Source organism: Ruegeria sp. R13_0 (genome assembly GCF_017743995.1).
GTDB lineage: Bacteria > Pseudomonadota > Alphaproteobacteria > Rhodobacterales > Rhodobacteraceae > Ruegeria.
The window spans coordinates 133,936-160,101 of the sequence record NZ_JAGHRB010000011.1; the positions used below are offsets into that span (position 1 = coordinate 133,936).

General features: G+C 59.2%; 30 protein-coding genes and 2 riboswitches. Of the genes, 11 read left to right on the plus strand and 19 right to left on the minus strand.

The annotated features are described in order from the left end of the window. Positions 1 to 18 precede the first annotated feature (18 nt). The 11 genes from cmk to miaB form a co-directional block, all read right to left on the minus strand. Positions 19 to 633, minus strand: a complete 615-nt coding sequence (cmk, locus tag J7394_RS15720; protein WP_170701536.1) for a (d)CMP kinase — start codon at positions 631 to 633, stop codon at positions 19 to 21. Next, the gene (aroA, locus tag J7394_RS15725; RefSeq protein ID WP_209254300.1) at positions 630 to 1,976 is read right to left on the minus strand and encodes a 3-phosphoshikimate 1-carboxyvinyltransferase; all 1,347 of its coding nucleotides are present in this window, start codon (positions 1,974 to 1,976) and stop codon (positions 630 to 632) included. Before aroA ends, cmk begins: the two co-directional genes overlap by 4 nt. A gap of 85 nt (positions 1,977 to 2,061) precedes the next feature. Further along, positions 2,062 to 3,135 (minus strand): amidohydrolase family protein, encoded by a 1,074-nt coding sequence (locus tag J7394_RS15730; protein WP_209254302.1) that lies wholly within the window; start codon positions 3,133 to 3,135, stop codon positions 2,062 to 2,064. Positions 3,136 to 3,220: 85 nt separating this feature from the next. After that, complete coding sequence (trmB, locus tag J7394_RS15735) at positions 3,221 to 3,934, minus strand: tRNA (guanosine(46)-N7)-methyltransferase TrmB (RefSeq protein WP_170527546.1); 714 nt, start codon at positions 3,932 to 3,934, stop codon at positions 3,221 to 3,223. A gap of 108 nt (positions 3,935 to 4,042) precedes the next feature. Continuing rightward, positions 4,043 to 5,224 (minus strand): methionine adenosyltransferase, encoded by a 1,182-nt coding sequence (gene metK, locus J7394_RS15740; RefSeq protein WP_209254304.1) that lies wholly within the window; start codon positions 5,222 to 5,224, stop codon positions 4,043 to 4,045. A 5-nt stretch (positions 5,225 to 5,229) separates the two neighbouring features. Beyond that, positions 5,230 to 5,278, minus strand: a riboswitch (SAM-SAH riboswitch). Between the two features lie 41 nt (positions 5,279 to 5,319). Further along, on the minus strand, positions 5,320 to 6,825 hold the full coding sequence (lnt, locus tag J7394_RS15745; RefSeq protein ID WP_209254306.1) for an apolipoprotein N-acyltransferase: 1,506 nt from the start codon (positions 6,823 to 6,825) through the stop codon (positions 5,320 to 5,322). After that, on the minus strand, positions 6,822 to 7,703 hold the full coding sequence (locus tag J7394_RS15750; RefSeq protein ID WP_209254308.1) for a hemolysin family protein: 882 nt from the start codon (positions 7,701 to 7,703) through the stop codon (positions 6,822 to 6,824). Before J7394_RS15750 ends, lnt begins: the two co-directional genes overlap by 4 nt. 36 nt (positions 7,704 to 7,739) lie before the next feature. After that, complete coding sequence (ybeY, locus tag J7394_RS15755; protein ID WP_209254310.1) at positions 7,740 to 8,234, minus strand: rRNA maturation RNase YbeY; 495 nt, start codon at positions 8,232 to 8,234, stop codon at positions 7,740 to 7,742. Between the two features lie 34 nt (positions 8,235 to 8,268). Further along, complete coding sequence (locus tag J7394_RS15760; RefSeq protein WP_170691052.1) at positions 8,269 to 9,291, minus strand: PhoH family protein; 1,023 nt, start codon at positions 9,289 to 9,291, stop codon at positions 8,269 to 8,271. Positions 9,292 to 9,413: 122 nt separating this feature from the next. Then, entirely contained in the window at positions 9,414 to 10,166 is a 753-nt protein-coding gene (locus J7394_RS15765) for an outer membrane beta-barrel protein (protein WP_209254312.1), read from the minus strand. 170 nt (positions 10,167 to 10,336) lie between these two features. After that, positions 10,337 to 11,659: a tRNA (N6-isopentenyl adenosine(37)-C2)-methylthiotransferase MiaB gene (gene miaB / locus J7394_RS15770; RefSeq protein WP_209254314.1), complete on the minus strand. Its 1,323-nt coding sequence runs from the start codon at positions 11,657 to 11,659 to the stop codon at positions 10,337 to 10,339. Between the two features lie 122 nt (positions 11,660 to 11,781). Here miaB and J7394_RS15775 point away from each other — a divergent pair, with 122 nt between their 5' ends. Beyond that, on the plus strand, positions 11,782 to 12,645 hold the full coding sequence (locus J7394_RS15775) for a hypothetical protein (protein ID WP_209254316.1): 864 nt from the start codon (positions 11,782 to 11,784) through the stop codon (positions 12,643 to 12,645). Between the two features lie 61 nt (positions 12,646 to 12,706). Here the strand turns inward: J7394_RS15775 and J7394_RS15780 are convergent, their stop codons facing one another. Continuing rightward, entirely contained in the window at positions 12,707 to 13,504 is a 798-nt protein-coding gene (locus J7394_RS15780; RefSeq protein ID WP_209254318.1) for a phytanoyl-CoA dioxygenase family protein, read from the minus strand. Between the two features lie 84 nt (positions 13,505 to 13,588). On the opposite strand from J7394_RS15780, the gene J7394_RS15785 reads away from it, so the two are divergent. After that, positions 13,589 to 14,512, plus strand: coding sequence for a LysR family transcriptional regulator (locus J7394_RS15785; RefSeq protein ID WP_209254320.1), 924 nt, complete (start codon positions 13,589 to 13,591; stop codon positions 14,510 to 14,512). On the opposite strand, the gene irrA is transcribed toward J7394_RS15785, so the two are convergent. Beyond that, entirely contained in the window at positions 14,481 to 14,906 is a 426-nt protein-coding gene (irrA, locus tag J7394_RS15790) for an iron response transcriptional regulator IrrA (protein WP_170378119.1), read from the minus strand. The two genes, J7394_RS15785 and irrA, sit on opposite strands and share 32 nt — an antisense overlap. A gap of 187 nt (positions 14,907 to 15,093) precedes the next feature. Between irrA and fabA the strand changes: the two genes are divergently transcribed. The 4 genes from fabA to J7394_RS15810 are packed head-to-tail and all read left to right on the plus strand — an operon-like array spanning position 15,094 to position 17,916. Beyond that, positions 15,094 to 15,603, plus strand: coding sequence for a bifunctional 3-hydroxydecanoyl-ACP dehydratase/trans-2-decenoyl-ACP isomerase (gene fabA / locus J7394_RS15795; RefSeq protein ID WP_170378117.1), 510 nt, complete (start codon positions 15,094 to 15,096; stop codon positions 15,601 to 15,603). 47 nt (positions 15,604 to 15,650) lie between these two features. Beyond that, positions 15,651 to 16,880, plus strand: a complete 1,230-nt coding sequence (gene fabB, locus J7394_RS15800) for a beta-ketoacyl-ACP synthase I (RefSeq protein WP_170701522.1) — start codon at positions 15,651 to 15,653, stop codon at positions 16,878 to 16,880. Positions 16,881 to 16,885: 5 nt separating this feature from the next. Then, complete coding sequence (locus tag J7394_RS15805; RefSeq protein ID WP_209254322.1) at positions 16,886 to 17,677, plus strand: enoyl-ACP reductase; 792 nt, start codon at positions 16,886 to 16,888, stop codon at positions 17,675 to 17,677. Between the two features lie 59 nt (positions 17,678 to 17,736). Beyond that, a complete protein-coding gene (locus tag J7394_RS15810) occupies positions 17,737 to 17,916 on the plus strand; it encodes a hypothetical protein (protein ID WP_170640503.1) in 180 nt (59 codons plus the stop codon). A 12-nt stretch (positions 17,917 to 17,928) separates the two neighbouring features. Here J7394_RS15810 and J7394_RS15815 read toward each other — a convergent pair whose 3' ends face one another. Continuing rightward, positions 17,929 to 18,357, minus strand: coding sequence for a peptidylprolyl isomerase (locus J7394_RS15815; protein WP_209254324.1), 429 nt, complete (start codon positions 18,355 to 18,357; stop codon positions 17,929 to 17,931). Positions 18,358 to 18,606: 249 nt separating this feature from the next. After that, positions 18,607 to 18,809: riboswitch (cobalamin riboswitch) on the plus strand. Positions 18,810 to 18,982: 173 nt separating this feature from the next. Here J7394_RS15815 and J7394_RS15820 point away from each other — a divergent pair. The 5 genes from J7394_RS15820 to J7394_RS15840 are packed head-to-tail and all read left to right on the plus strand — an operon-like array spanning position 18,983 to position 22,342. Next, positions 18,983 to 19,720 (plus strand): DUF4198 domain-containing protein, encoded by a 738-nt coding sequence (locus J7394_RS15820; RefSeq protein WP_247748263.1) that lies wholly within the window; start codon positions 18,983 to 18,985, stop codon positions 19,718 to 19,720. 6 nt (positions 19,721 to 19,726) lie between these two features. Further along, positions 19,727 to 20,338 (plus strand): cobalt transporter CbiM, encoded by a 612-nt coding sequence (gene cbiM, locus J7394_RS15825; RefSeq protein ID WP_209254328.1) that lies wholly within the window; start codon positions 19,727 to 19,729, stop codon positions 20,336 to 20,338. Next, entirely contained in the window at positions 20,335 to 20,913 is a 579-nt protein-coding gene (locus J7394_RS15830) for a cobalt ABC transporter permease (RefSeq protein WP_209254330.1), read from the plus strand. The genes cbiM and J7394_RS15830 overlap by 4 nt, the downstream gene beginning before the upstream one ends. Further along, positions 20,913 to 21,695 (plus strand): cobalt ECF transporter T component CbiQ, encoded by a 783-nt coding sequence (cbiQ, locus tag J7394_RS15835; protein WP_209254332.1) that lies wholly within the window; start codon positions 20,913 to 20,915, stop codon positions 21,693 to 21,695. The genes J7394_RS15830 and cbiQ overlap by 1 nt, the downstream gene beginning before the upstream one ends. Beyond that, positions 21,692 to 22,342, plus strand: coding sequence for an energy-coupling factor ABC transporter ATP-binding protein (locus tag J7394_RS15840; RefSeq protein WP_209254334.1), 651 nt, complete (start codon positions 21,692 to 21,694; stop codon positions 22,340 to 22,342). The genes cbiQ and J7394_RS15840 overlap by 4 nt, the downstream gene beginning before the upstream one ends. A 100-nt stretch (positions 22,343 to 22,442) precedes the next feature. Here J7394_RS15840 and rplQ read toward each other — a convergent pair whose 3' ends face one another. From rplQ to J7394_RS15865, 5 genes are all read right to left on the minus strand, one after another. Continuing rightward, positions 22,443 to 22,862 (minus strand): 50S ribosomal protein L17, encoded by a 420-nt coding sequence (gene rplQ / locus J7394_RS15845; RefSeq protein WP_170334079.1) that lies wholly within the window; start codon positions 22,860 to 22,862, stop codon positions 22,443 to 22,445. A 117-nt stretch (positions 22,863 to 22,979) separates the two neighbouring features. Then, on the minus strand, positions 22,980 to 23,996 hold the full coding sequence (locus J7394_RS15850; RefSeq protein WP_170377644.1) for a DNA-directed RNA polymerase subunit alpha: 1,017 nt from the start codon (positions 23,994 to 23,996) through the stop codon (positions 22,980 to 22,982). 115 nt (positions 23,997 to 24,111) lie between these two features. After that, positions 24,112 to 24,501, minus strand: coding sequence for a 30S ribosomal protein S11 (gene rpsK, locus J7394_RS15855; protein ID WP_008757289.1), 390 nt, complete (start codon positions 24,499 to 24,501; stop codon positions 24,112 to 24,114). A gap of 15 nt (positions 24,502 to 24,516) precedes the next feature. Further along, positions 24,517 to 24,885 carry a 30S ribosomal protein S13 gene (gene rpsM, locus J7394_RS15860; protein WP_170377641.1) on the minus strand — a complete coding sequence of 123 codons (369 nt, stop codon included), beginning with the start codon at positions 24,883 to 24,885 and terminating at the stop codon, positions 24,517 to 24,519. 208 nt (positions 24,886 to 25,093) lie between these two features. Beyond that, positions 25,094 to 26,110: a DUF1214 domain-containing protein gene (locus tag J7394_RS15865; RefSeq protein WP_247748253.1), complete on the minus strand. Its 1,017-nt coding sequence runs from the start codon at positions 26,108 to 26,110 to the stop codon at positions 25,094 to 25,096. Positions 26,111 to 26,166 lie beyond the last annotated feature (56 nt).

Consider the following 26,166-nt stretch of genomic DNA (forward strand, 5'->3'; position numbering starts at 1 on the left):
TCAGACAACGGCCCGCAGCTACGCTGCGGGTCTTTTCTGTGTGATGATTTCGACGGCCTGTGCCAAAGCGTCGTCGATGCTCAGTTCGGACGTGTCCAGCAGAACGGCGTCTTCAGCGGGTTTCATGGGGGCGGTGCTACGCTCCGCATCGCGCGCATCCCGTTCGCGCACATCGGCCAGAACCTGATCACGCGTCACATCAGACCCTTTGGCGCTAAGTTCCAAAAACCGGCGTTCGGCCCGAACCTCAGCGCTGGCGGTGACGAACAGCTTCACCTCAGCCTCGGGGCAGATCACCGTCCCGATATCGCGCCCATCCAATACGGCCCCGCCCGCGCGCCGGGCAAAGGCACGCTGAAAATCGACCAGCGCCGCCCGCACCTCGGGGATGACAGCAACTTTTGACGCCGCCTGCGCGATCTCAGCGGTGCGCAGATCGCCTTGCTCCAGTTCCTCTGCGGTCAGAGCTTGGGCCGCAGCGACGGGGTCGACCCCGTCCAACACGCGCCGCCCAACCGCGCGATACAGAAGCCCCGTATCCAGATGCGCAAAACCGAAATGCGCCGCGACGCCCTTCGAGATCGTCCCCTTGCCAGCCGCCGCAGGGCCATCAATGGCGACGGTAAAGCTCATGTCCGTTCGACCTTGGCACCCAGCGAGGCCATCAGCGGCTCGAAAATCGGGAAAGAGGTCGCGATCGGGCCGCCATCATCGACCGAGACGGGCGTTTTCGCGCCCATGCCCATCACCATGAAGGACATTGCGATCCGGTGGTCCAGGAAGCTTTCGCAGGTGCCGCCGCCGGGAACGTTGCCGATGCCCAGCCCTTCGACCGACCACCAATCGTCACCTTCGTTCACGGTTACCCCATTGGCCCGCAACCCGCGCGCCATCGCGTCGATCCGGTCGCTTTCCTTGACGCGCAGCTCTTTCACCCCGCCCATCATCGTGGTGCCGGTCGCATTGGCGGCAACCACGGACAGAACCGGGTATTCGTCGATCATCGAAGCGGCGCGCTCGGCCGGGACCTCGATCCCCTTCATGTTGGGCGAGTATTTGGCACGCAGATCGGCAACCGGCTCGCCGCCCTCTTCGCGTTCGTTTTCATAGGTCAGGTCCGCGCCCATCTCACGAAGTGTTGTGAACAAGCCCGCGCGGGTCGGGTTCAGGCCAATGCCGGGCACCAGCACGTCCGAACCGGGGGTGATCAGCGCCGCGCAAACCGGGAAAGCGGCACTCGACGGGTCACGCGGCACGGCAATGACCTGAGGTTTCAGCTCGGGTCGACCGGTCAGCGTGATCACGCGACCTTCATCTGTATCTTCAACGGTGATCTCGGCCCCAAAACCGGCCAGCATCCGTTCCGAATGGTCACGGGTGGCCTCTTTCTCGACCACAACAGTCTTGCCGGGGGCGTTCAACCCCGCCAGCAAAACGGCCGATTTCACCTGCGCCGAAGGAACCGGAACCTCATAGCGGACCGGGGTCGGATCCGACGCGCCTACGATGGTCATCGGCAGGCGTCCACCCGAGCGCCCAACTGACTGCGCGCCGAACAGCGCAAGCGGATCGGTAACCCGCGCCATCGGACGTTTATTCAGGCTGGCATCACCCGTGAAGGTCGCCGTGATCGGAGAGGTTGCCATCGCGCCCATGATCAGCCGCACGCCGGTGCCCGAGTTGCCACAGTCGATCACCTGATCGGGTTCGGCAAAGCCACCGACACCGACACCATGCACGGTCCATTCACCGCCGCCATGGTCGGTCACCTCGGCCCCAAAGGCACGCATTGCCTTGGCAGTGTCCAAAACATCCTCGCCCTCAAGCAAGCCCGAGATCTTGGTTTCCCCAACCGCCATCGCGCCAAGGATCAGCGACCGGTGCGAGATCGATTTGTCGCCGGGCACCTCAGCCGTTCCATTCAACGGGCCGCAGGGATGCGAGGTCATCGGGATGGGCGTGCCGTGTCCGGACATGGGGGCTCCTGTTTTCGCTATCAGTCCATGCCGATTAGCGAATTGGGGCCAGTTGGTCCAGCGGCAATGAGGGGAAGGGGGCCTCTCAGGTCTCTCCCAGCCATTTTGCCGGGTTTTCCTCGGCGATTTGGCGAAAGATCTCTTCGCCCAGAACGTTGCGCAACCGGATACAGACCGCCTTTTCTGACAGCGCCTCTTGCCGGGTCATGTAGTAGTCCGACCCGAACAAAACGCGCGACCTTAGGCGTTCGCTTTCCTCATCCTCACCCATCAGGAATAAACGCAGGAACGGCGCATAGTCTTCGAACTGGAAAAGAGTGTAGGAGATATCCGTCCACAGGCCTTCGTGGTCTCCGCTGCCGATCAAATCACGAATGGATCTCAGCCAATTGCGGTTGAATGTATCGTCCAAAGGGTCGCTGTGATCGGGATTGACATAGGCATGCCAGTCTCGCTGCCCACCAAAATGTGCCAGACAAATCCGCAGGTTGGGAAAGGCGCGCATCACCGGGATAAACGCCTCAGGCTCTGTATAGCGGTCGGCCCAATAGTCGGAAAGATGCCGCCCCTGAACACCGCCTCGCGAACAATGCGACATTACCGGCAGGTTCTTGTCCTGCAAGCGCGGATAGACATGCTGCATCAGGACCGGGTCATTCGGCGCAAAGCCCAAACGGGGATAGAGCTTAACCCCGCGAAACCTCAGATCGTCAATGGCGCGCCACAGCTCGGTGGCATTGGGATCAGCCCGCGGGTCGATCGTTGCGAAGGGAATCACCGAGGGGCCAACCTCAGGGTCAGTGGCCAGCTGCGCCAGTTCGTCATGCTGGTCGCGCAGGGGCACCTCAGGCGCGCCGAAGCCAAAGGCTGACAGATCCATCGGCAAGACGACAAAACGGGTATTGCTGGGGTAATGTCGCTGCAGGTTGTCCAGAATCTCGCGCTGGCTGCCCTCATCCGTTTCCTGCTGAAAACGATAGAGCCGATCCAGTTTATCGGCGACACTAGCCTGACCTGCTAAACGGGCGCTTAACGCCAGCGCCTTGATCAACCATGGCATCTTCTTGAACGGTTTGAGCGCCGGATAGGGGTAGTCCTCGGGCACGTGGCCCGAATGAAACAGATGCGTATGGCAATTGGTAATCCGAATATCAGACATGGTAATCCTTGAAATAAGCTATGCTGAAAACGCGTAACGCGCAAAGCCTAGCATAGCGTGCAGGATTACAGAAATTTGAAACGGATCAGGCGTCTGTCCGGCGGAATGTCAGATAGTGCGGTGTCCGCCCTTCCCGCAGGGCCTTTTGCTCATAGCGGGTCGAGATCCAGTCGTCCCAAGGCTCGCGCCAATCGGCAGGGCGTTCAGCCAACCATTCGAAACCAGCGCGGGGGACTTCCTCAAGCGTCTGGCGCACGTAGTCGGGAATGTCGGTGGCCACGCGGAAGATCGAGCCGGGCTTCAGGACGCGGGCCAGAGGCTCCAGATGCTCAGGCGTCACGAAGCGGCGACGGTGGTGGCGCGTTTTGGGCCACGGGTCGGGATAGAGCAGGAAGGCCCGTGAAATGCTGGCCTCGGGCAGCACATCGAACAGGTCGCGCGCATCACCGGGATGCACCGCGAGGTTTTCGACCCCAGCCTGACGGATCTTACCAAGCAGCATGGCAACGCCGTTGATGTAAGGCTCGGCCCCGATGATTCCGATATCGGGGTTGTTCGCGGCCTGATGCACCAGATGTTCTCCACCGCCAAAGCCGACTTCAAGCCAAACATCCTTACCGCCAAACAGCGCGTCGAGGTCCAGCGGGTGGCGTTCGGGGTTCGTCTCCCAATCCACGGCACCGGGCGACAAGGCGTCGAGGTCTTCGTTCAGATACGTCTTCTGGCTTTGCTTCAGGGTTTTGCCCTTGAAGCGACCATAGAAGTTTCTGCGGGGGCGTTGGGGTGTCTGGTTGCTCATGGCGGTGCCCTTACTGTGGCGCGCGCCGTGTGACAAGGGGCTGACCCTCGGAGTATCTCGAAAAAGAGAAAGGGCGCATCCTGCGAGACGCGCCCCTTTTGTCTTGGATCAGGCTGCCGCTTTCAGGGCTTCGATGAGATCAGTGCGTTCCCAACTGAAGCCGCCATCGGCTGCGGGTTCACGGCCGAAATGACCGTAAGCTGCGGTGCGCTGGTAGATCGGCTTGTTCAGTTGCAGATGCTCACGAATGCCGCGCGGGGTGAGGTCCATGACCTGACCAACGGCTTTTTCGATCACGGCATCTGCAATCTGGCCGGTTCCATGGGTGTCGGCGTAGATCGACAGCGGTTTGGAGACGCCAATCGCATAGCTTAGCTGGATGGTGCAGCGTTCCGCCATACCGGCGGCAACCACGTTCTTAGCCAGGTAGCGCGCGGCATAAGCAGCCGAACGGTCCACCTTGGTCGGGTCTTTGCCCGAGAACGCCCCGCCGCCATGAGGGGCTGCGCCGCCATAGGTGTCGACGATGATCTTGCGGCCGGTCAGGCCCGCATCTCCGTCCGGGCCTCCGATCACGAACTTACCGGTCGGATTCACGTGCCATTCGGTATCGGCGCTCAGCCACCCTTCGGGCAGGGTCTCAGAGATGTAGGGCTCGACGATTGCACGGATGTCGTCCGAGGTCAGCGCTTCATCCAGATGCTGCGTGGACAGGACGATCGAGCTGACGCCAACCGGCTTGCCATCGCGGTAAACGACGGACAGCTGCGATTTCGCGTCCGGGCCCAGCGCAGGTTCGGTGCCGTTTTTACGCACTTCGGCCAGACGACGCAGGATCGCGTGCGAATACTGGATCGGGGCCGGCATCAGCGCAGGGGTCTCAGTCGTGGCGTAGCCAAACATGATTCCCTGATCGCCTGCGCCCTCATCCTTTTCGCCCGAGGCATCAACACCCTGAGCGATATGAGCGGACTGTTCGTGCAGCAGGTTCGTCACTTCGACCGTTTCGTGGTGAAACTTGTCCTGCTCGTAGCCGATATCCTTGATACAGGCGCGCGCGATCTCGTCGATGCGGCCCATATAGTCGTGCAGCTTTTCCTGATCAGACAGACCTACTTCTCCACCGATGACGACCCGATCGGTCGTAGCAAAGGTTTCGCACGCCACGCGCGCTTCGGGTTCTTCATTCAGAAATGCGTCAAGTACAGCGTCCGAAATCCGGTCACAGACCTTATCGGGGTGCCCTTCGGAAACTGATTCCGAAGTAAAAGTGTAGTTCTGTCGGGACATAAATGTGCTCCATTGAAGTTCCTCTGCCACGCCAGGAAGCCGTTGTGACAGGCACCACGGGCATACGCGCGTTGCGAAATGACGTCAATCGGAAACTAGGTGCTGCGCGGCCGTGATATGCGCCACAGAAACACGGCCAACAAGAGCAAGACGGCGAACACGGGCAGATCACCCATGCGGGAATAAACCGTCGGCGCGAGAGGCAACGGCAGATCGGCGTCCACAAACCCCGCCTGCCCCAAAGGAAGCGACGTGGTAATCCGCCCCAAAGGGTCGATCATCCCCGAAATGCCGGTATTGGCGGACCGCATAAATGGCAGCCCCTGCTCAATCGCCCGCATCTGGGCCTGGGCAAGGTGCTGGTAAGGGCCGGAACGGGTTCCGAACCACGCATCATTGGTGATCTGCAAGATGAAATCGGCGCGTTCAGGCGCGCCGTTGACGTCCTGCGGAAAGACGGCCTCATAGCAGATCAGCGGCAAAGCCTGCCCCAGCTTACCCGCCTGCATCACCGCAGGCCCCGGCCCCGAACTGAACCCATGACCAGCCGTTGTGGCCATGCCGTGAATACCGAAACGGGCCATCAGGTTTCCGAACGGGACATATTCGCCAAACGGGGCCAGATGGTGCTTGTCATACAGGCCCGTCTGCTGCCCGTTCTCATCCAAATAGATCATCGAGTTGTAGATGCGCGGCCCGTCCCCTCGCTGAATGCCCAGAACTACCGGAACACCCTGAGCCGCGTCCGTGGCGGCCTCAAGATAAGGATCGGCGCTGCTGAGCCATGCGGGAACTGCAGTCTCGGGCCAGACGATCAGGTCGGGACGTGGCTCCGCCGCGGTGAACTCGATCTGGCGCGCGAAGAAAAGGGGCGCATATGCAGGATCCCATTTCTGATGCTGAGGCGCATTCGGCTGGATCAATCGGACCGTATTTTCACCATACTCAATGATCGGCCTGCTGGAGGCGTAGACCACGGCAAGAACGGCGGCACCGGCGAACCCAGCGACCGGTACCAGAAGCGAGCGGAGAGCTACAGGTTGCGCCATCGCGGCCCCAAGCGGAAACGTCACTGCGAAGGTCAGCGCAACCAGTCCATAGGGGCCGATCAAAGACAAAAGTTGCGCAACCGGCGTGTCGACCCAGACCTGCGCAACCCCGGCCCAGGGGAAGCCGGTCAGAAGATAGCCACGCCCAAACTCGGCCAGTGACAATGTCAGGGCCAGCAACACAGCCTGTCGTACAGCCGGAGCATCAACCCGCCGCGCCGCCCAGAATGCCGCCGCCCAGAACAAAGCCAAGCCGCCAGCCATGAAGACCAGCGCAAACGGAGCCATCCACGCATGGCGCTCGGCGTCCACTTGGAAAGGCTCGATGATCCAACTCAGCGCATGGGCGAAGTAGCCGGTGGCAAAGGCCCAGCCCAACCACGCGGCCCGCGCGCGGGTTTTACAGGCGAGAAAGAACGCGGGAATCAGGGTCAGCGCAATCAGCGTCAGCGGCCAGTAGCCAAACGGCGCCAAACCATAAGCGCCCAGCGCCCCCAAGGCAGCTGCGGCACCAAGTCTAAGCCAGAAAGGCCAACCCCGGACAGGGATCATGCAGCGACGTCCGGCAACATGACGCGCAGACGCTTGATGCGGCGCGGGTCGGCATCGATCACCTCGAACTCCGGGCCTTCGGGATGCAGTACAACCTCACCCCGCGCCGGAACACGACCCGACAGCATGAAGACTAGACCGCCCAGAGTTTCGATCTCTTCCTCGTCCACATCCTCGTGGCTGGTCAGAGAACGTCCGATCTCGGCCTCGAAATCCTCAAGCGGAACGCGGGCCTGAACGACGTAGCAACCCGGCTTTTCCTGCAGCCAAAGCTGATCTTCGTGCGCATCATGCTCATCGGCGATTTCGCCGACGACCTGCTCAATCAGGTCTTCGATGGTCAACAACCCGTCAACGCCGCCATATTCATCGATCACCAACGCCATGTGACGGCGTTCGGTCTGCATCTTGGTCAGCAAAACGCCGATCGGCATCGAGGGCGGAACGAATAGCAGCGTGCGCAGCATCGAGGTCAGGTCGAACTCGGCCCCGCCGCCATTGAACCCATGGGTCAGGGCAAAATCCTTGAGGTGGACAAAACCCAGCGGCGTATCCAGCGTACCTTCATACACGGGTATCCGCGACAGGCCGCTTTCGCGAAAGACCTGCGCCAGTTCATCCTTGGAAATCGTTGAGGGGACTGAGACGATTTCGACGGTCGGAATGGCGACATCCTCAACGCGCTTGCGACGCAGGTTAACCATGCCGCGATGTTGATTGTCGGCTATTTCATGCCCGTTGACCGGAGCACTTTGCTCCTCTTCGGTCCCCGAGATGGCATCCATAATCCGCGAAAAGAAACCGCTTTTCTCTTCAATGTCCAAATTCTCAGACTGCGCGCTTTGCGCCGCCCTAGAACTGCCGTCTGTATCGCCCATTGTCCTCTTCCAATTGATCGGGTGAAATAACCCGCTTCATCTATTATATGGGTCATTGATACCCAGTTTGCCAAGTATCTTGACCTCAATCCCTTCCATCAAGGTAGCATCGGGGTCACGAATGTGATCATACCCCAGCAAATGCAACGTTCCATGAACTATCAGATGAGTCACGTGATCAGACATGGATTTGCCCGCCTCAGCAGCCTCGCGCGCGCAGGTGTCGTATGAGATCGCGATATCCCCAAGCGCGATTTCACCTGTGAAATCGGGTTCCGGCAGTTCGGGCGTTTCACCCGCAACTTCCGCTGCGAGGTCTTCGGCGGGCCAGCTCAGAACATTCGTCGGTGTCGGTTTTTCCCGGAACTCGGCGTTCAGTTCGGCAATTCGGGTGTCATCGCAGGCCAGCAGGCTGACCTCACACAAATCCGGATCTAGCTGGCAATGGTGCAGCACAGCTTCAACCGCGCGCGAAGACAGAGGCTCCAGCCCCTGCCAGCGGTCGTCTTCCACGGTAAGTTCAAGGTTCATCCTGTCGCCTCAAAGCCTGATGTCGGGCCTTGAGTTATCCTGTCTCGCGCCCTGAATCGGCCTCATACGCTTCGATGATTGCGGCGACAAGCGGGTGCCGCACCACATCCTTCGAAGTAAAGTAGTTAAAGCTGATATTCGGGATCGTTTTCAGCAGACGTTCGGCATCTGCCAGCCCGGACTGGACCCCTCGTGGCAAATCGACCTGAGACCGGTCACCCGTGATAACCATGCGGCTGCCCTCGCCCAGACGGGTCAGGAACATTTTCATCTGCATGGTCGTCGCGTTCTGCGCCTCGTCCAACACCACAAAAGCATTGGCCAACGTCCGCCCTCGCATGAACGCCAGAGGAGCAATCTCGATTCGCTTTTCCTCGATCAGTTTGGCGAGCTGTTTGCCGGGCAAAAAGTCGTTCAGCGCGTCATAGAGCGGCTGCATATACGGATCGACCTTGTCCTTCATGTCGCCCGGCAGATAACCCAGCTTTTCCCCGGCCTCGACCGCAGGACGGCTGAGGATGATGCGGTCTACGTGGCCGCCGATGAACATCGACACGCCAACGGCAACGGCCAGATATGTCTTACCAGTACCCGCCGGGCCGATCCCGAAGGCCAGCTCATTCTGGAACAGCGACTGCACATAGGCTTTTTGCGCATCCGTGCGGGGTTCGACCAGCTTTTTGCGGGTCTTGATCTCAACGGTACCGCCTTTGAACATCTCAAGCTGGTCGCCGTCCCGACTGCCAGTTCCTTGTTCTGAGCCTCCCATACGCAGCTCCCGGTCCACATCGGCGGCTTCAACCTCGCGCCCGCCTTCCAGACGGGTGTAGAGGGCCTGCAAAACCTCGATGGCGTTTTTCTGCGAATCCTCTTCGCCCATCACCACTAACTGATTGCCGCGGCGCACAATCTGGACCGAGAGCTTCTGTTCGATCTCGGTCAGGTTGCGGTCATATTCGCCACATAAATCAATCAACAAGCGGTTGTCGGGGAATTCTACAAATGCCTCGCGCTGGGGCATCTCATCTTGCGGTGGGGTCAGGGCACCGATGGCCAATCCGTTCTCCTGTCTTGGCGTTTCACCCTGAGCGTAGACAAGAACTCGGACCGGGTGCAAGCCACAGTTTCAAAAATTCGCACGGCGATGACAAAAGCGCCGATTGGGCGCTTTGCTCCGGTTTAGAACTTGTAGTTCAAACCGAACCTCAGACCGCGATAGTTCGGAGTGGATTTTGTCGAAAAACCCGATGAGAATTCAATATCCTTGGAGTCGAACTGGACGTATTCATACTCACCGGTGATCGACCAGTTTTCCGTCAGATAGTGTTCCGCACCTATGCTAAGCGAGAAACCGTTGCGTCGATCCGAGGCCTCAAATGACTGCGTGCCAGTGGTGGACGAAATACTGTTAGTGGTCTCCACGTCACCCCAAACGTAACCGACACTGACGAAATAAAGGATTCGCCCGCTACGGTTGGTCAGGCCATTCCGAAATCGCAAGGTGACAATATCCGAGACCTCTGACCCGCCCTGAACCGTCTCAGAGCCGACAACGGTGGTCACACTGTCGTCCAGCGATCCGAAATCATATCCCAGTTCAAATCCGTAGACATAGTCACGACCACCCCGAGCCGGCAGGACGCCGCGCCAGCCTCCGCGTACACCGCCATAGCTTCCGCTAATGTCCTGATCGCCGATTGCAAAAGTATCGGTTGGCGTTGTCAGGCCGAACCGATCATCGCCCCCGCCGCCATACCCTGCCGTCACACCGAGATAGAAGGCACTGACATCGTCGCTGAAGCGCTTGTCGCTGATCACCTCGGGATCCGATATGTCCCCCGTTTGATCACTCGCCCACGTCGCGCTGGCCCCAAAAGCCACCAAAGTTGCGACCGACACAGACCAGAGACCCTTACACTTCAGAACTGCCACTCAATACCCTCCATCGACGCCACGCTTGTGATCGGCAAAATCAAACTTTCCGCAAGCGGTCGAGGCCCGTCAGAAAACTTGGCTTCTCTCGGAACATAGTTCCAATTCATAAATCAAGGGTAAATTTTAGATATATTCGTACTCACACGACATGCCCGCGAAGAACCGCCTTATTGCAACAGCTCCCCGGCCAGTGAGTTCGCGCCAGATTTCACGATACGCACCTTCCGCAGATCTCCCACGTTCAGGTCAGGCCCTATCACGTGGACAGAGTGAAGATAGTCTGATTTTCCAACCATCTGCCCTTCGAGCCGCCCGGGCTTCTCGAACAGAACGCCGACAGTACGACCGACCATGGAGTCCTGAATTTCGCGCTGATGCCTGGTGATCAGGGCTTGCAAGCGTTGTAAGCGGTCATCCGCCGCCGCCGGATCAACCTGCGCACGTTCCGCCGCCGGAGTGCCGGGACGGGTCGAATATTTGAACGAGTAGGCATAGCCGTATTTGACCTGCTCGACCAAATCCAAAGTCGCCTGGAAATCCTCTTCGGTCTCCTCCGGGAAACCGACGATGAAATCCCCCGACATCACGATATCGGGACGCGCCGCGCGGATACGCTCAATCAGCCGCAGATAGCTGTCCGCCGTATGGCTACGGTTCATCCGCTTGAGGATCCGGTCAGATCCCGCCTGTACCGGCAAGTGTAGGTAAGGCATCAGCTTGTCACAGGTGCCATGCGCCTCGATCAGATCATCTGCCATGTCGTTGGGGTGCGAGGTGGTAAAACGGATACGCTCCAGCCCGTCGACCTTGTTCAACTCCCAGATGAGCCCGGCCAGCGTCATGTCGCCATTGGGACCGGCACCGTGATAGGCGTTGACGTTCTGACCTAGCAGAGTGATCTCGCGCACGCCGCGTTCGACCAGATCCTGCGCTTCACGAATAATGCGGTCGGCAGGGCGGCTTACCTCGGCCCCGCGGGTATATGGCACAACGCAGAAAGCGCAGAACTTGTCGCAGCCCTCTTGCACAGTCAAAAACGCCGTCGGGCCGCGCTTGGCTTTGGGGCGGTTCTTGAGCTTTTCGAACTTGTCCTCTTCGGGGAAATCCGTGTCTAATGCTTTGGCACCTTCACGGGTCTTGGCCTCCATCTCCGGCAAACGGTGATAGCTTTGCGGCCCGACCACCAGATCGACCAGAGGCTGACGGCGCATGATCTCTTCGCCTTCGGCCTGCGCAACACAACCTGCTACACCAATTTTGAGATCGGGCTTTTCCGCCTTCAAACCCTTGAACCGGCCAAGCTCGGAATAGACCTTCTCGGCGGCTTTTTCGCGGATATGGCAGGTATTCAGCAGGATCATGTCTGCATCGTCCGGCGACTTGGTCTCGACATATCCCTGCCCACCCAAGGCCTCGGCCATACGCTCGCTGTCATAGACATTCATCTGACAGCCATAGGTCTTGATAAACAGCTTTTTGGGTTCAGACATGGATCGGGCCTTTGCAGTCGCTGGATCGGCGTCATCTATCTGCTTCGGACACCGCTTGCAATGCCGGCGCAATTACCCGAATTTGGCGAAACTTTCCAGCAAGACGCGAATGAAAACCAGCGATGCAGTACGAATCCCTCGACAGCTTTCTGAATTCAGGCCAATCCGCCCTGTCCAAAGGCCCCGTGGCCCTGATTTTCGCCGAAGACGAGACCGAGGTCGAAAGCACGCTGCACCACCATCTAGGCCTCGGGTTCAAGTCCGTCGTGGCTTTCATGCCCGCCGAATTCACCCTCAGCGACGACCTGTCCGCTCGCGTCCACCGTGTGACGCTCAGATGCGCACCCCGGACCGTGGTGTTCGACGCGATCAACCGCATCACGAAAGCCGCGCCCAGTGTCTGGATGTACTACTGCTACAACGCCGAATACCTGTTCTACCCGTTCTGCGAAACACGCAGCATAGGGGAATTGCTGGCCTTCCACACCGAGGAACGCCGCAATGCAATGCTGTGCCACGTGATCGACCTCTATGCCGGTGATCTGACCCAGTTCCCGAACGGCGTAGCCCCCGATCAGGCCATGCTCGACAGCACCGGGTACTATGCCCACACCCGCCACGATCCCGCGGGCCACCCTGTCGAGCGCCAATTGGACATGTCCGGAGGCCTGCGCTGGCGGTTCGAAGATCACATCCCCTATGAACGCCGCCGGATTGACAGAATCGCCCTGTTCAAAACCCGCAAAGACCTGATCCTGCAGCCCGACCACACGTTCAACGAGGCCGAATACAACACCTATGCCTGCCCATGGCACCACAACCTGACGGCTGCGATCTGCTCATTTCGGGCGGCCAAAGCTCTGAAAAGCAACGCTGGTTCAGCCTTCGACATCTCCAGCTTCCGCTGGCACAATTCCGTCTCGTTCGAATGGACATCGCGCCAACTGCTCGATCTGGGATTGATCGAACCCGGCCAGTGGTTCTGATCCGCTCTTCATCTGGCTGAAAATATCCCGGGGGAGGCGCCGCAGGCGGCGGCAGAGCCCCCTATCGCGACAGCAGCATCGGGAACCAGTCTTCCCGCAAACGCTGCCCGGGTGTCATGTCATGCCCCGGAAACGGAGGCGACGTGCGGCCCGGACGCTCAACATAGCGCGCATCATCCCCGACCAGACGCAACGAAAACGCCCGACGTCGACTGTCCGAGTGATTCCCCCGCGCCCCGTGCAGGATACGATAGTTGAACGCAACTGCATCGCCCGGTTCCATTTCGAACTCGACCACTTTCATCCCTTCCGCATCCGGATCGGGGACCGGAATGTACTGGCCTTCATCAGCAAAGAACCCCTCTTCGCTGACCCAGCGGGTCGGCAGCACCTCTTTCTCCCACCTGTGCGATCCCGCTACACAGCGCAGGGTGGCTTGCTTCACCGGATCCAAGGGCGACCAAAAGCTGATCGTCTGCTGCCCTTCGACAAAGTAATACGGCCCATCCTGATGCCAGGGCGTCGCCATCGAGGTGCCAGGCTCTTTCACCAGCACATGGTCGTGAAACATCTGCACGGTTTTCGACTGCATCAGATCCGCCGCGACCTCAGCCGCCGGAGAGGTCTCGATCACCTCGCGGAACTGCGGGATACGCGTCCAGTTGCAGTAATCATCAAAGAACAGCCCGGTCTGCCCCTCTTTCTTGTTGTCCGAGGCATAGGGTCCCGGCTCGGCCATATTGGCGGCAACCCCGTCGCGCAGCGCGTCCACGTGATCAGCAAAAAGCCCTTTGATCAGAACAACCCCGTCCGTCTGGTAGGTGTCGATCATGTCCTGAGAAACAAGAGGGTGTGGCATGGCGTGCTCCTTGTGCTTGCCCCCGTTTAAAGGACAACAAAGCCTTCTGTTCAAATCATATCTTTCGAAGTAATAATTAACGTGATGTTATATATCTCACTGCGCCAATACGAGTATGTCTGCGCCATCGGCCGCCATGGCAGCTTGTCTGCCGCAGCCCATGCGCTGAACGTTTCGCAACCTGCCCTATCGACGGCTCTGACACGGGTTGAGTCGCTTCTGGGATATCCACTGTTCATGCGTCGACGGGGGGCGGCGATGACCACAACCCCTCAGGGCCGCCTTTTCATCGAACAGGCGGAAAAGCTGTTGCACTCTGCCGCGCAGATCGAACATCCGACAGATGCGCCGCACGGGTCTTCACACCTGCGGCTGGGCTGTTTCATCGACCTGGCGCCGTTTCATCTGGCCTCGGCCTTACGCAGTCTGCAAACTGCCCTGCCCGATGTGACCATCACCTATCACGTGGACAGTTTCGAGGGCTTGCTGGACGGTCTGATCAACGGTCAAACAGATATCGCGATCACATATGACCTTGGCATGGATGCAGGGTTTACCCGGCAAGAGCTGTTCGACAGTGTCCCGCATGCTTTGGTCCCACCCGATCACCCGCTTGCAACAGCCCACAATGTGACTTTGGCCGATCTGGAACTGGAACCCCTGATCCTGTCTAAAGAGGGGCTGTCTGCGCAGCACGTCCTGAACCTGTTTCGGCGCAAGTGCCTTAACCCAACGGTCGCCCACAGGGCCGCTACGCTTGAGATTCAGCGCAGCCTCGCAGCCCATGGGGAAGGAATCGCAATCAGCTATGCCAGCCCCAACAATTCGATGAGCTACGACAATCGAACGCTTGTGCGTCTGCCAATCCTAGACAAGGACGCTGCTGAACCTGTCGTCTTGGCGCGCCACGGAACCGGCCCCGTCGAAGCCACATTGGCCTCAGCGGAGCGTGTCCTGTTTAATACGTTGTCCGAAACTAGACCTGAGGTTTCTTGCGAAGACGGATAACAACGTCGACCGAGGCAATCTCGACCCCTTCCGGTGCCTGCGGAAGGCGCTGGATCACCAACTCTTCGGACGGAGCATCGCTCAGCCGGCTTTCGTCTTCCCAATAGAAATGCGGGTGATCATGGGTGTTGGTGTCAAAATAGCTTTTCGACCCATCCACCGTGATCTCTTGCAGCACGCCCGCATCGCAGAACGCGCGCAGCGTATTGTAAACCGTCGCAAGCGACACCGCGTCGCCCTTGGTTTTGGCGGAGTCGAACAGGCTTTCCGCTGTGACATGCCGGTGACGACCATCGCCCACAAGCAACTCGGCCAGCGCAACGCGCTGACGCGTCGGGCGCAATCCGGCGCTCTCCAACCAGTCTGTAGCTATCTTACGGCTCTGAGGTGTCATGAATCCGATACCCATTTTTGCTGCTTCTATATATAGGGGCGCAAAGATACCAATTTCAAATGAAATTCATTCGCAAAGACAACCGGGCCGCAACATCATCTGACCGCCGCTCTTGCAGGACCTTGCATACGGGTGCTAGGTGAGGCCAAATGTAATGAACGGACCCAAGGCAGAAGAGGCGGCAAGAATGGCCCAATTCCCAAGCAGTTTTGACAAAGAGGATCTGCTGAAATGCGCGCGAGGCGAACTTTTTGGCCCCGGCAATGCGCAATTGCCTGCCCCTCCGATGCTGATGATGGACCGGATCACCGATGTTTCGGGTGACGGAGGCGCACATGGCAAAGGCCATGTTGTTGCGGAATTCGACATCACGCCTGATCTTTGGTTTTTTGACTGCCACTTCCCCGGCAACCCGATCATGCCGGGCTGTCTGGGTCTGGATGGCCTGTGGCAGCTGACGGGATTCAACCTGGGCTGGCGCGGCTGGCAGGGGCGCGGCTATGCGTTGGGCGTGGGCGAAGTCAAGCTGACCGGCATGGTCCGCCCGGATCGTAAGATGCTGACCTATTATGTTGATTTTACCAAAGCCGTACAGACACGCCGTCTGACCATGGGGGTCGCGGATGGCCGTGTCGAAGCGGATGGTGAAGTGATTTACCAAGTCAAAGATATGAAGGTTGCACTGTCCGAAAGCTGACGCCAGCGGACACTACGCCAACAGGAACGGAACACAGGAGAACGCATATGCGTCGCGTCGTCGTCACCGGTTTGGGGATCGTCTCCTCGATCGGGAACAATGCCGAAGAGGTTCTCGCCTCGCTCAAAGCAGGCAAATCCGGCATCGAGGCCAATGAGCAGATGGTCGAACACGGCTTTCGCAGCCAGATCGCCGGGTCGCTCAAGATCGACGTGTCCGAGCACGTGGACAAACGCACCCTGCGTTTCATGGGGCCGGGTGCGGCCTACGCGCATATCGCGATGGGACAGGCAATTGCCGATTCCGGACTGACCGAGGAACAGGTCGTCAATCCGCGCACCGGACTCGTTGCCGGGTCCGGCGGGCCGTCCACGAGCGCGATGCTGACCGCGCATCAGACGGTGCTGAAGAACGGTGCGACCAAGCGGATCGGGCCTTTTGCCGTGCCGAAATGCATGTGTTCCACGATTTCCGCGAACCTTGCCACCGCCTACAAAATCAAGGGTATCAACTACTCGATCACCTCGGCGTGCTCGACCTCGCTGCATTGCATCGGCAACGCCGCGGAACAGATCATGCTGGGCAAGCAGGACGTGATGTTCGCAGGTGGCGGAGAAGAGTTGGACTGGACCCTCTCCTGCCTGTTTGACGCGATGGGCGCGATGTCGTCGAAGTATAACGACACGCCGCAGAAAGCCTCGCGCGCGTTCGATCAGGACCGCGACGGCTTCGTGATCTCGGGTGGTGGCGGCATCGTGGTGCTTGAGGATCTGGACCATGCGCTGGCGCGCGGCGCCAAAATCTACGCCGAGGTGACCGGCTATGCCGCAACCTCGGACGGTCATGACATGGTTGCCCCGTCTGGCGAAGGCGGTGAGCGCGCGATGCGTCTGGCTCTGTCGACCCTGCCCGAAGGCCGCAAGGTTGGTTACATCAACGCGCACGGCACCTCGACCCCGGTCGGGGACGTGGGCGAAGTTGAAGCAGTGCGTCGCATCTTTGGCGAAGGTCAGGTACCTCCGATCTCATCCACAAAGTCGATGACCGGGCACGCACAGGGCGCGGCCGGCGCGCTTGAGGCGATCTTCTGCCTGCTCATGCTGGACAATGATTTCATAACGCCGTCGATCAATGTCGACACACTAGCCGAAGGCATCCAGCCCGGTGAAATTGCAACTCAAGTGGTTGAAAATGCAGGTTTGGATTCGGTCATGACCAACAGCTTCGGCTTTGGTGGCACGAACGGATCCATGGTCCTGTCAAAGTATAACGGGTGAACGAGATGTCAGAAGTTCTAAAAGGGAAACGCGGCCTGATCATGGGTGTCGCCAATGACCGTTCGATTGCCTGGGGTATCTCGAAAGCGATGCACGAAGCAGGGGCTGAGCTGGCCTTCACCTATCAGGGCGACGCGTTCGGGAAACGTCTGCAGCCATTGGCGGAAAGCCTTGGAAGCGACTTCATGGTGGATGCGGATGTCACCGACGACGCCTCGCTGGACCGCGCCTTTGGCGAGTTGGGCGAACGCTGGCCCACCATCGACTTTGTCGTCCATGCAATCGCCTATTCGGACAAGAACGAGCTGACAGGCCGGTTTCTGAACACTACACGGGCGAATTTCAAGCACTCGATGGATGTGTCGGCCTACTCGTTCATCGAGGTCGCCCGCCGCGCCTATCCGCTGATGAAGAACAATGGTGGCTCGCTGCTGACGCTGACCTACCAAGGCTCGAACCGTGTGGTTCCGAACTACAACGTCATGGGCGTTGCCAAAGCCGCGCTGGAATCGGCGACCCGGTATCTGGCCAACGACCTCGGCCCCGAAGGCATCCGTGTGAACGCGATTTCGCCCGGTCCGATGAAGACCCTGGCCGGGGCTGCAATCGGCGGTGCGCGCAAGACCTACAAGTTCTGCGACCAGAATGCGCCCATGCGCTCGAACGCTACGCTGGAGGCCGTTGGCGGCACAGCGGTTTACCTGACCTCGGACGCCGGGGCTTGCACCTCGGGAGAGATCATCCGGGTGGATGGCGGTTTCCACGTGCTTGGAATGCCACAGCCGGATTTCATGTGACCATATCTTTCCCAGACGCCGCCAAGATTTGACCATCTTTCGGCGTCAGGGATATGGGCATGAGCAAAACCGACCAGATCCTTGCCAGCAATACGCGTGGCACCCAGACCAAACGGAAAACGGGGTTCCTAAGCCCCCGCGCCCGTGTTCTGCTTTTGACGCTGACCACATTGCTGGTGTTGTTCGTGTTCTTCACGCAACCGCAGGTCCGTGCAGCGCTTGACGGGCTTTGGGGCTAAAACCCCAAGCCTTCAGTTCACCGAGACAACCTCGATATCGAAAATCAGGTCCTGCCCAGCCAGTGGGTGATTGCCATCCAGCGTCACCGTGGCCTCGTTCGCCTCAACAACCGTGACCGGCAGCGCCTGACCATCGGGGGTCTGCATCTGCAACTGAGTTCCCGGCTCTAGTGGGATGTCATCCGGAATACCCTCACGCGGGATGTCCTGCCGCATCGCCGGGTTGATCGGGCCATAAGCGTCGACACAGGCAATCTCGACCCGCTTCTTGTCACCAACCGCCAGTCCTGGCATCGCACTGTCCAGGCCGGGTATGATCTGGCCCGAACCGACAACGAACTCCAACGGATCGCGCCCGTCCGAGCTGTCAAAGACGGTCTCGTCCAGCAGCGTGCCAGTATAATGGATGCGAACTGTGTCGCCTTGTTTGATCTCAGACATTAGGCCTCCGGGGCTTGTGGGGAATAGGGCGCCGAACACAAGCGCGCTACGCCGGAGTCTGACGCAGCGCAGGATGCATGCATCTGCTTCTGTTGTCCAGATTACGTTGTAAGCGCGCGCATTCTCTTGTCGTCGCTTGCACGCGTGCCTGCAATGCCCAGTGGGCAGAACGGTAACATCCCATCCTATCGACAAGATGTTATCGCTACAGTCTTAAATAGAGATTGACCGGTGATGGGAATCTCTGCCATCAGCGTCCTCATGTCCGGTTCCGGGTTCGCCCGGAGAAAAGGGAATGCGGTGCGGGGAATTCTGATCCACCCAATGCCGCAACTGCCCCCGCAACTGTAGGCGGTGAGCAGGGCTGACACGCCACTGGGTTTCACCCGGGAAGGCCAGCCCCATGCTTTGACCCGCAAGTCAGGAGACCTGCCGGATATGCACCCTCGGAAAGGGTGTGTCACCGATGCCGGGGTGCGCATTGGGCCGATGCCCTCATTTGGGGCAAATGGCTCCGTTCGTCCCGAAGTCAAATAAGAAAACGTGCCGGGGTTGGCACGAAGGACGAAGGAAAGACCTTTTGAAGAAACTATTCTGCACGGCTGCTGCACTGGCATTACCAGCGATGGCACAGGCGCATTTTCTGCTGGAATACACCACGGACACGCTGATTGAGGCACCGGGCGACGTGCCGGTCAAGCTGATCTTCTGGCACCCGTTTGAAAACGGCCATGTCATGGATCTGGAAAAACCGCAGGAATTCTACGTGATCCACAATGGCGAAAAGACCGACCTACTGGACACGCTGGAACCGATCCGGTTTTCCAGCCCCGAAAACGAAGGCGCGGCCTTTCAAGGTTCTGTCCCGGTCAAGCGTTCGGGCGACTATGTGATGGTCACGGTGCCTCAGCCCTATTATGAGGAATCCGAGGATATCTATATCCAGCAGATCACCAAGGCATTCCTGAACCGCAACGAACTGCCGACCGACTGGATGAACCCCGCAGGTCTGGCGACCGAGATCGTGCCGCTGAACAAGCCTCACAACGTCATCGCCGGCTCGACCTTCACCGGACAGGTTCTGGCAAATGGCGAACCGGTTGCCGGCGCTGAGATCGAGATCGAATACATGGCCGCCAAGCCCAGCTTTGACAGCCAAGCCTCGTCCGAACCTACCGTTTCGCCGATGCCAGGTGGCGCCGTTGTCGCCATTTCCGACGCCAATGGCTATTTTTCCTTCGGCGTCCCAAAAGCCGGATACTGGGGCTTTGCCGCGCTGGGTTCTGGTCCGGAAACCGAACATGAAGGCAAAGAGCTGAGCCAGGACGCGGTGATCTGGATCCGCGCCTGGGACATGGAGTAACCCCCAATGCACATCGTCGACGGAGCCCTGTCCAACCCGGTCGTCATCGGCGGAGCCGTTGCCGCCGCTGGTGGGGTTGCCATGGGCCTCAGGTCGCTGGATCTGGACCGCATCCCGACAGCAGGGGTGCTAGCGGCCAGTTTCTTCGTGGCCTCTCTGATCCACGTGCCGATTGGGCCGTCGTCGGTGCATCTTATTCTCAACGGTCTGGCCGGGCTTCTGCTCGGCTGGGCCGCCTTCCCGGCCCTGTTTGTAGGTCTACTGCTGCAAGCGGTCTTTTTCGGCTTCGGCGGGCTGACGGTGCTGGGGATCAACGCGCTCAACATCGCCTTTCCGGCCGTTCTGGCGGGGCTGCTGTTCCGGCCCCTGATCGGGCGCGGCTCGCCGATCCATGGCGCGATCTGGGGCGGCATAGGCGGTGCCTTTGCCATTGCGGCCACGACCGTCATGGTGGGCATCTCACTGGCCCTGTCAGGGGACGAATTCCTCCCCGCCGCCAAGCTGGTCTTCTTTGCGCATATGCCCGTGATGGTCATCGAGGCCGTCCTGACCGGATTTGCCGTCCTCCTGGCGCGAAAGGTCAAACCCGAATTGTTCCAGACAAGGCCCGCCACATGAGACAGCTTGCCCTCATCCTGGCCCTGTGCGCGGCCCCTCTGCCCGCGCTGGCCCACAAGGTGATTGCCGGGGTCTTTGCATCCGGTGACGCGATCGAAGGGGAAATCGGCTTCTCCAACGGCACCATGGCGACCGATACCGAGGTTGTGGTGACTGATCCAAACGGGGTCGAGCTGGGCCGGGCCACGACCGACGCCGACGGGTTTTTCATCTACATACCCACCGCACCCGTTGCCCATACCTTCTTTGCCGACCTTGGCGCCGGTCACGTGGCCGAGGTCACCATGCCCGCCGATGACGTTGCCAAGATCATGGGCGTCGCCGTCCAGAACACGCCTGCAGCGTCACCCAAGCCTACGCCCGCCTCGGAGGGCGTCACAGTGGCCTCTCTCAGTGATGAGGAGCGTCAAGCTATCGCAGCAGCCGTCCGTGACGAAATACTCCCCCTGCGCCGGGAAATGGCCGCCTATCGCGAACATAACGACCTCCAGACCATTCTAGGCGGCATCGGTTACATCTTTGGCCTGTTCGGGCTGGGCTTCTACCTCGCGGCTCGGAGGAAACTGGCAGGCTGATGGCACACGTACTGGGACCTCAGGAACGGACGCTGGCCGAAGCTGGCACGGTCGGTCAACGGGGGATGATCACCTCGCTTGATCCGCGCGTGCGCATCGTCATGTCCGTTTTGTTTGCGGTCGTTGTAGTCTCCCTATCCACCCTGCCCGCTCTTGCGGCGGCGTTGATGATCGCGCTGGCTCTGCTGATGCTGTCCCGACTACCTTGGCGCAAAACGCTCAAACGGATGGCGATGATGGACAGTTTCATCATCTTCATGCTGGTCCTCCTGCCCTTCACCATGCCCGGCGACCCGATATTTACCATCTGGGGGTTTCCAGCCAGCTGGCAGGGGCTCTGGAAAGCCGTGGAAATCGCGCTGACCGCCAATGCCGTGATCCTGACCCTGATGGTTCTGGTCGGCACGATGGAGCCTGTCACCCTGGGCCATGCCCTGCACCGGCTGCGCTGTCCGGAAACACTCGTGCATCTTTTGATGTTCACAATCCGCTACATCGACGTCCTGCATGAGGAATACCAACGCCTCCGCGCAGCTATGAAAGTCCGAGGCTTCCGCCCCGGTACCAACTGGCACACCTATCGCAGCTTTGGCTATCTGGTTGGGATGATGCTGGTCCGGGCCATCGAACGATCTGAACGTATCCTCGGCGCGATGAAATGTCGGGGGTTTTCGGGCAAGATGCTGTTGCTGCAGGACTTTACCCTGACCCGCCGGGATATCGTTTTTGCTGCCGGGCTAGGGGCCCTCTGCCTCGCCTTGATCCTAGTGGACTTCGCATGACACTCATCGCGCTGGACGACATCTGCTTTGCCTATCCCGGACAAGCACCGGTTCTAAACGGTGCTAACCTGCGGCTGGAGGCCGGACAACGCCTGTCATTGACCGGGCCGAACGGGGCCGGGAAATCGACGCTTCTGCGTATCACACTTGGGTTGCAGCGGCCGTCTTCGGGTGCGGTGACCGTCTTTGGCAAACCAAGACAGGCCGAGGCAGATTTCCATGAAGTGCGCCGCCATATCGGGCTTGTCTTCCAAGACCCCGACGACCAGCTGTTCTGCCCCACAGTAGCCGAGGACATTGCCTTTGGTCCACTGAACCTCGGCAAGACGCGCGACGAGGCCTTGGCTATTGTAGATCGCGTTCTCGGTGATCTCAACCTCATGCATCTGAAGGAACGGACCACGCATAAACTGTCAGGCGGTGAAAAGCGTCTGATCACGCTGGCAACGGTTCTGGCGATGGAGCCGCAGGCCCTGCTGCTGGATGAGCCGACCAATGCTCTGGACACCAAGAACGAGGCGCGGCTGCTTGAGATCCTTCAGTCGCTGCCTCAGGCTATCCTTCTGGTCAGCCATTCTCCTGCATTTCGCGATGCGCTTGCCCCAGACAGGCTGGAATTGCGAGACGGCAAGCTTGTCGCTGTATGAGAAAGCCCATCTTGGTCGCGCAGAGCAAACAGTTTGTACTGCGCAAAGAAAAACCCCGCGTCGAGGACGCGGGGTTCTTTTTTGAAAGCTGTAGGCTTTCTTATTCTTCTGCGGCCTCTTCGGCTGCAACGCGGGCCTTGTCGGCCGCGCCTTTGGCATCGACGTCACGATCAACGAATTCGATGATCGCCATCGGAGCCATGTCGCCATAACGGAAGCCAGCTTTCAGGATGCGGACATAACCGCCCTGACGCTCGGCGTAGCGGGGGCCCAGAACTTCGAACAGCTTTGCAACGTCTTTGTCTTCTTTCAGCTGTGCTGCGGCCTGACGACGAGCGTGCAGGTCGCCGCGCTTGCCCAGAGTGACCAGCTTTTCGATGATCGGGCGCAGTTCTTTTGCCTTGGGCAGAGTTGTTTTGATTTGCTCATGCTCGATGAGCGAGCCAGCCATGTTTGCAAACAGAGCCTTGCGGTGCTCATGAGTACGGTTCAGGCGGCGGTAACCACGTGCGTGACGCATTTTTCAATTCCTATCTTGCGTTTTGCTTTGTCTGGCCGGCGATGCGTGTCACCGGCTCTCCTTGGGGCGGAAGTGCCCGTATAGTCCCCGGCAGCCCGGGCATTGGGGAAGACGCGCTTAGAACGCGTCTTCGAATTTCTTCGCCAGATCTTCGATGTTGTCGGGCGGCCAGTCCTCGACATCCATGCCCAGGTGCAGACCCATGCCGGACAGCACTTCTTTGATCTCGTTCAGCGACTTGCGGCCGAAGTTCGGGGTGCGGAGCATCTCGGCTTCGGTCTTCTGGATCAGATCGCCGATATAGACGATGTTGTCGTTCTTCAGGCAGTTTGCCGAACGGACCGACAGTTCCAATTCGTCCACTTTCTTCAGCAGCAGCGGGTTGAACTCCAGACCATCGTCTTCGTCCTGGCGGCCAGCCGATTCCGGCTCGTCGAAGTTTACGAAGATCGACAGCTGGTCCTGCAGGATACGCGCAGCATAGGCCAGCGCGTCTTCCGGCGTGATCGAACCATCGGTTTCGATCTTCAGGGTCAGCTTGTCATAGTCCAGAACCTGACCTTCACGGGTCGGCTGAACGTCATAGGCAACCTTTTTGACCGGCGAGTAGATCGCGTCGATCGGGATCAGGCCGATAGGTGCATCTTCGGGCTTGTTCTTCTCAGCCGAGACGTAACCTTTGCCGGTGTTGACGGTCAGTTCCATGAACAGGTCGGCGCCATCATCCAGGTGGCAGATGACGTGATCGCGGTTCAGAACCTCGATACCAGCGCTTTCGCTAATATCACCAGCGGTGACAACTGCGGGGCCTTTGGCATTAATCGACAGGCGCTTGGGCCCTTCGACTTCCATGCGCAGGGATACGCCTTTGAGGTTCAGGATGATGTCGGTGACGTCTTCACGTACGCCCGCCACGCTCGAGAACTCGTGCAGGACGTTGTCGATCTGAACGCTGGTGATGGCCGCGCCTTGCAGCGAGCTCATCAGGACGCGGCGCAGCGCGTTGCCCAATGTCAGACCGAAGCCACGCTCCAGCGGTTCAGCAACCAGGGTTGCCTGACGCGCAGGGTCGTTGCCCGGCTTGCCGTCCAGCTGGGTCGGCTTGATCAATTCTGCCCAATTCTTGTGGATCATGTAATCCCTCCATTCCTGTCCGCGCCCCATGACCAACAAGGTGCAGACGCCCGAGGTTCAAAATGACATGCTGGGGCCGCGCAAAAAACGCAGCCCCAGCTGAATTCAAAATCGCTTAGACGCGGCGGCGCTTCGGCGGGCGGCAGCCGTTGTGAGCGATCGGAGTCACGTCGCGGATCGACGTGATGTTGAAGCCCACGGCAGCCAGTGCACGCAGAGCCGATTCACGACCCGAACCGGGGCCCTGAACTTCGACTTCCAGCGTCTTGACGCCATGTTCCTGCGCCTTCTTGCCTGCATCCTCTGCAGCCATCTGAGCAGCGTAGGGTGTCGATTTCCGCGATCCCTTAAAGCCCATGGTACCGGCAGACGACCACGAGATGGCGTTGCCCTGCACGTCCGAGATCAGGATCTTGGTGTTGTTGAAGGTCGAGTTCACATGGGCGACGCCCGATGCGATGTTCTTACGCTCTTTGCGCTTAACGCGAGTCTTATCACGTGCCATCAGTCAGACCCTCCCTTATTTCTTCTTACCAGCGATGGCCTTTGCGGGGCCTTTGCGGGTACGAGCGTTGGTGTGGGTGCGCTGACCGCGAACCGGCAGGTTGCGGCGGTGACGCAGACCGCGGTAGCAGCCCAGGTCCATCAGGCGCTTGACGTTCATCTGAACTTCACGACGCAGGTCACCTTCGACGGTGAAGTTTTCGTCGATGAATTCACGGATCTTCAGAACTTCGGCGTCGGACAGTTCGTTGACGCGACGGGTCGCTTCAATGCCCACGGCTTCGCAGATCGCTTTGGCCGAGGTGTTGCCGATTCCGGTGATATATGTGAGGGCGATTGGTACCCGCTTTGCAGTCGGGATGTTTACGCCGGCAATACGTGCCACGTGTCACTTTCCTTTTCGTTGCGGTTCCGTAACTCCAGAACCTTTTTTCACAACGCCTAACCGTGGCAGTGTCGCCAGAGGGCTCAGCATTTTATGATATGATCATGTGAACGGAATGCCCGCGCACAATTCGATTCTCTTCCGAGATAGCGTCCAATAGTGTTGCGCGACCCGCGCGTCAAGCGCAGATCGCATATTGATCCCGAATTCACTCCGCAGGCTCGATTTCGGGGAAGGTCCAGCTCCCGTCGATCACTTCGAGCGCGGGTTGATACAGGCGCACGGTATAGTTCCAGCCCTCCATGATCGGCAGGCAATTTACACGGCCGTCTTCACATCCACCGAAATGCACCGTCATCGACCCATCCGGGTTGCTGTCCCCCGTCACCGAGTTGATCACGTAGACACCCAGATCGTTCTCTTCAAAGAACCCCGCCGCGTTATACAGGCTGACCGACCAGAACGCGCCAACCGGCACCTTTGCGGGAACTTCAAGCTTGTACGCTCCCAGCTCCAGCCCAGGTTCGACGTTCAGATAAAAGGCCTGCGCCTCTGGCAAGCCACCCCAGCCGAACGCTGTTCCCAGCAGGTGGCGCACAGGGTCAACCGTCTCTTTCGAACCGAATGTGCCAGTACTGTCTGGCGAGAAACGGGCAAGCTCCAACGCGGCGCTCAACACCTCTTCAAACGCATCCTTGTCGTAATGCGGTTCGTCAAAAAGACGCGCGGAATTGGCCTGCAGCGTGACCCCGTCCTGCAACGCGGTCACTTCGGCTACATCTGCGGGGTCCTCCGAGTCGACGAGGTATCGAAACAACAGCGCCACGTAGGGCGTATCGAACTTGTCGACCGTCAGCTCATAAGTGCCACCGCCCAGAAACACATCATTGACGTAGTGATCCTGATTGACCACCTGCACCGAGACATAGCGATCCCAGGTCTCCGGCACGGTCAGCACAGCGCCGTCCGAGATATCGACGACTGCCATGCTATAGAGAGTATCCCGGTTCATGCGGATCGTTGGCTGCACATCCAGCGGTGTCGGCTCTCGCACATGAAACAGCGTGTTGACGCCGCCGGACTGCGCCAGATACTTCCGAAATTCGATATCTGTCGCCGCACGGACAAAGTTGTCGATGGTCACCGGCGTCGGTTCTGCACAAGCACCGATTGCTGCCATAGTCAGAGCGGACGTCATCGCGAGCGATTTAAGCGATAGGCTCATAGCTATCTCCCAACAAAAAATGCGCGCGTTGGCCGAAGTGATACCTCGTCAAACGA